Consider the following 5,669-nt stretch of genomic DNA (forward strand, 5'->3'; position numbering starts at 1 on the left):
CCAAAGGCCCACCCCGTGTGGGGTGGGCCTTTGGTGAATGGTTGTCCGGCGGCGTCCTACTCTCCCACCCCGTCTCCAGGGCAGTACCATCGGCGCTGAAGGGCTTAGCTTCCGGGTTCGGAATGGGACCGGGCGTTTCCCCTTCGCTGTGACCGCCGTAACTCTATGGAGATGTTCGGGTTCAGCCCCGTCTCACACCGGTGGTGTGTGGGGGTTGTGGTGCCCGTATCTCGGGAACCGCACAGTGGACGCGTGCAACATGTTTTGGGTTGTGAAGTTGTCGGCTGATTAGTACCGGTCAGCTGCGGCAGTCGTTAGTCCTGCCTTCCACATCCGGCCTATCTACCCAGTGGTCTAGCTGGGTGCCTCTCACCCCGGAGGGTATGGAAACCTCATCTTGAAGCAGGCTTCCCGCTTAGATGCTTTCAGCGGTTATCCCTTCCGAACGTAGCTAACCAGCCGTGCTCCTGGCGGAACAACTGGCACACCAGAGGTTCGTCCGTCCCGGTCCTCTCGTACTAGGGACAGCCCTTCTCAAGTTTCCTGCGCGCGCAGCGGATAGGGACCGAACTGTCTCACGACGTTCTAAACCCAGCTCGCGTACCGCTTTAATGGGCGAACAGCCCAACCCTTGGGACCTACTCCAGCCCCAGGATGCGACGAGCCGACATCGAGGTGCCAAACCATGCCGTCGATATGGACTCTTGGGCAAGATCAGCCTGTTATCCCCGGGGTACCTTTTATCCGTTGAGCGACGGCGCTTCCACAAGCCACCGCCGGATCACTAGTTCCGACTTTCGTCCCTGCTCGACCTGTCAGTCTCACAGTCAAGCTCCCTTGTGCACTTGCACTCGACACCTGATTGCCAACCAGGCTGAGGGAACCTTTGAGCGCCTCCGTTACATTTTGGGAGGCAACCGCCCCAGTTAAACTACCCACCAGACACTGTCCCTGATCCGGATCACGGACCGAGGTTAGGAATCCAGAACGACCAGAGTGGTATTTCAACGTTGACTCCACACACGCTGGCGCGTGCGCTTCACAGTCTCCCACCTATCCTACACAAGCCGTACCGAACACCAATATCAAGCTATAGTAAAGGTCCCGGGGTCTTTCCGTCCTGCTGCGCGTAACGAGCATCTTTACTCGTAGTGCAATTTCGCCGAGTTCGCGGTTGAGACAGCGGAGAAGTCGTTACGCCATTCGTGCAGGTCGGAACTTACCCGACAAGGAATTTCGCTACCTTAGGATGGTTATAGTTACCACCGCCGTTTACTGGGGCTTAAATTCTGAGCTTCGCCTTGCGGCTGACCCGTCCTCTTAACCTTCCAGCACCGGGCAGGCGTCAGTCCGTATACATCGTCTTGCGACTTAGCACGGACCTGTGTTTTTAGTAAACAGTCGCTTCTCCCTGGTCTCTGCGGCCCTCCACGCTCCCCCAGCAAGTGGGTTCACGCTTCAGGCCCCCCTTCTCCCGAAGTTACGGGGGCATTTTGCCGAGTTCCTTAACCACGATTCTCTCGATCGCCTTAGTATTCTCTACCTGATCACCTGAGTCGGTTTGGGGTACGGGCGGCTGGAACCTCGCGTCGAAGCTTTTCTCGGCAGCATAGGATCATCGCGTTCCCGCATACGCGGTCACTGTCGGCTCTCAGGATACGTGCCAGGCGGATTTGCCTACCTGACTCCCTACGACCTTAGACGTGGACAACCATCGCCACGTGCGACTACCTTCCTGCGTCACTCCTGTTAATACGCTTACCTACTACCGGTTCGGGTCGCACGCGCCCCGGCACGGCGTCACCCGAAGGTGACAGTTGTGCCGGATTGGGTGCTTAGCATCACCGGGCTCGGTATGGGCGGTTCTTCGCCGGTAGGAGAATATCAACTCCTTGTCCATCGACTACGCCTGTCGGCCTCGCCTTAGGTCCCGACTTACCCAGGGCGGATTAGCCTGGCCCTGGAACCCTTGATCATTCGGCGGACGGGTTTCTCACCCGTCTTTCGCTACTCATGCCTGCATTCTCACTCGTGTAGGCTCCACGGCTGGATTCCTCCGCCGCTTCACTGCCCACACGACGCTCCCCTACCCATCCACACGCCTGGACCACGAAGGCCTAGCTCATGTGTGAATGCCACAGCTTCGGCGGTGTACTTGAGCCCCGCTACATTGTCGGCGCGGAATCACTTGACCAGTGAGCTATTACGCACTCTTTCAAGGGTGGCTGCTTCTAAGCCAACCTCCTGGTTGTCTGTGCAACTCCACATCCTTTCCCACTTAGCACACGCTTAGGGGCCTTAGCTGGTGGTCTGGGCTGTTTCCCTCTCGACTACGGAGCTTATCCCCCGCAGTCTCACTCCCGCGCTCTCACTTACCGGCATTCGGAGTTTGGCTTACGTCAGTAACCTGGTAGGGCCCATCGGCAATCCAGTAGCTCTACCTCCGGCAAGAAACACGCGAGGCTGCACCTAAATGCATTTCGGGGAGAACCAGCTATCACGAAGTTTGATTGGCCTTTCACCCCTAACCACAGGTCATCCCCCAGGTTTTCAACCCTGGTGGGTTCGGTCCTCCACGCGGTCTTACCCGCGCTTCAACCTGCCCATGGCTAGATCACTTCGCTTCGGGTCTAGACCCAGCGACTATGGACGCCCTATTCGGACTCGCTTTCGCTACGGCTTCCCCACACGGGTTAACCTCGCCACTGAGCACTAACTCGCAGGCTCATTCTTCAAAAGGCACGCTGTCACCCCTGCTAGGGAGGCTCCAACGGATTGTAGGCACACGGTTTCAGGTACTATTTCACTCCCCTCCCGGGGTACTTTTCACCTTTCCCTCACGGTACTGGTCCGCTATCGGTCACTAGGTAGTATTTAGGCTTATCAAGTGGTCTTGACGGATTCACACGGGATTTCTCGGGCCCCGTGCTACTTGGGATCCCCTTCAGGAGATCACGCCATTTCGTCTACGGGGGTCACACCCTCTGTGCCCGGCCTTTCAATGCCGTTCGACTATGACGCGATTTTCTGACTCCTCGACCGTTCACCAGACCGGTCCGAAAGGTCCCACAACCCCGTACATGCAACGCCTGGCAGCTATCACACATGCACGGTTTGGCCTGTTCCGCTTTCGCTCGCCACTACTCACGGAATATCTCTTCCTGTCGGTACTGAGATGTTTCACTTCCCGACGTTCCCTCCACACACCCTATATATTCAGGTGCGGGTCACCAGACATAGCTCTGGCGGGGTTCCCCCATTCGGAAATCCTCGGATCACGGTTCGTTTGCCAACTCCCCGAGGCTTATCGCAGGCTACAACGTCCTTCATCGGCTCCTAGTGCCAAGGCATCCACCCTGTGCCCTTAAAAACTTCAACAACACAAAATTGCAGATACCAAAGAATAAATCTTTGATTTCAAAGATGCTCGCGTCCACTGTGCAGTTCTCAAGCTACCGACGATCCCACCCTACTGAGTACACAACCGTGCACCGTTCATGATGACCCGTACCAGTCCCACCACCCCACGACCGCACCCCCACCCGAAGGCAAGGACCCGACCGGGCGCCGATGATCTGGGGACCCAACAGTGTGCTCTACGCTCCCCCGAACCCACCCACCGGTCTTCCCCCCACCAACCACCACCCCCACAGGGATGCCGGCCGACGGTGTACTAGCCACCAGGCACGCTCGAGCTCGCTTCGTCAATGTTCCACCCATGAGCAACCATCCCCGCACGCGAACGGTGCGAGCCATGGCCTCTGCCCCACCAACCGGCGTGAGCCGACCAGCAAGGAGATGAGCTCCTTAGAAAGGAGGTGATCCAGCCGCACCTTCCGGTACGGCTACCTTGTTACGACTTAGTCCCAATCGCCAGTCCCACCTTCGACAGCTCCCTCCACAAGGGTTGGGCCACCGGCTTCGGGTGTTACCGACTTTCGTGACTTGACGGGCGGTGTGTACAAGGCCCGGGAACGTATTCACCGCAGCGTTGCTGATCTGCGATTACTAGCGACTCCGACTTCATGGGGTCGAGTTGCAGACCCCAATCCGAACTGAGACCGGCTTTTTGGGATTCGCTCCACCTCGCGGTATCGCAGCCCTTTGTACCGGCCATTGTAGCATGCGTGAAGCCCAAGACATAAGGGGCATGATGATTTGACGTCATCCCCACCTTCCTCCGAGTTGACCCCGGCAGTCTCCTATGAGTCCCCACCATCACGTGCTGGCAACATAGGACGAGGGTTGCGCTCGTTGCGGGACTTAACCCAACATCTCACGACACGAGCTGACGACAACCATGCACCACCTGTACACCGACCTTGCGGGGCAACCATCTCTGGAAGTTTCCGGTGTATGTCAAGCCTTGGTAAGGTTCTTCGCGTTGCATCGAATTAATCCGCATGCTCCGCCGCTTGTGCGGGCCCCCGTCAATTCCTTTGAGTTTTAGCCTTGCGGCCGTACTCCCCAGGCGGGGCACTTAATGCGTTTGCTGCGGCACGGAACTCGTGGAATGAGCCCCACACCTAGTGCCCAACGTTTACGGCATGGACTACCAGGGTATCTAATCCTGTTCGCTCCCCATGCTTTCGCTCCTCAGCGTCAGTTGCGGCCCAGTGACCTGCCTTCGCCATCGGTGTTCCTCCTGATATCTGCGCATTCCACCGCTACACCAGGAATTCCAGTCACCCCTACCGCACTCTAGTCTGCCCGTACCCGATGCAAGCTCAAGGTTGAGCCTTGAGTTTTCACACCAGACGCGACAAACCGCCTACGAGCTCTTTACGCCCAATAATTCCGGACAACGCTTGCGCCCTACGTATTACCGCGGCTGCTGGCACGTAGTTAGCCGGCGCTTCTTCTGCAGGTACCGTCACTTTCGCTTCTTCCCTGCTGAAAGAGGTTTACAACCCGAAGGCCTTCATCCCTCACGCGGCGTCGCTGCATCAGGCTTGCGCCCATTGTGCAATATTCCCCACTGCTGCCTCCCGTAGGAGTCTGGGCCGTGTCTCAGTCCCAGTGTGGCCGGTCGCCCTCTCAGGCCGGCTACCCGTCGTCGCCTTGGTAGGCCATTACCCCACCAACAAGCTGATAGGCCGCGAGACCATCCCCAACCGATAAATCTTTCCACACACACCTCATGCGAGGGCGCGTCATATCCGGTATTAGACCCCGTTTCCAAGGCTTATCCCGAAGTCAGGGGCAGGTTTCTCACGTGTTACTCACCCGTTCGCCACTGATCCACCCAGCAAGCTGGGCTTCACCGTTCGACTTGCATGTGTTAAGCACGCCGCCAGCGTTCGTCCTGAGCCAGGATCAAACTCTCCGTAAATGTTCAACATCAACCAACCCGGCAGAACCAGGCCAGTCAACAACCATACGAAGCAACCACACCCCGAAGGTGCAGTCAGTTAATCTGGCAATCAGACTCGAAAACCAACGTTTTCAAATCCATTGTCCAAAGAAATCCACCACCGAACGACCACCAACCCAGAATTGAGCCGGCCAGCCATCCGAGACGGACATTTGGCATTGACTATCAAGCACACTGTTGAGTTCTCAAACAACCGACGCGCACCGTCCCGAACCGCCGAACCTCAGCGACCCGAACCCGGGGCAACTTCTCCAACTTACCAGACCCAGTCACCCAAGTCCAGCCCCACCCTCAC

General features: G+C 57.5%; 3 rRNA genes. All 3 read right to left on the minus strand.

From position 1 onward, the window contains the following. Positions 1–43: 43 nt before the first annotated feature. Positions 44–160, minus strand: a 5S ribosomal RNA gene (rrf, locus tag CLV28_RS15325). A gap of 108 nt (positions 161–268) precedes the next feature. Continuing rightward, positions 269–3,379 (minus strand): 23S ribosomal RNA (locus CLV28_RS15330). Between the two features lie 432 nt (positions 3,380–3,811). Beyond that, positions 3,812–5,332: ribosomal RNA gene (locus CLV28_RS15335) — 16S ribosomal RNA — on the minus strand. Together the 16S, 23S and 5S rRNA genes form the textbook arrangement of a ribosomal RNA operon. Positions 5,333–5,669 lie beyond the last annotated feature (337 nt).

The organism is Sediminihabitans luteus, assembly GCF_002797595.1.
Lineage (GTDB): Bacteria > Actinomycetota > Actinomycetes > Actinomycetales > Cellulomonadaceae > Paraoerskovia > Paraoerskovia lutea.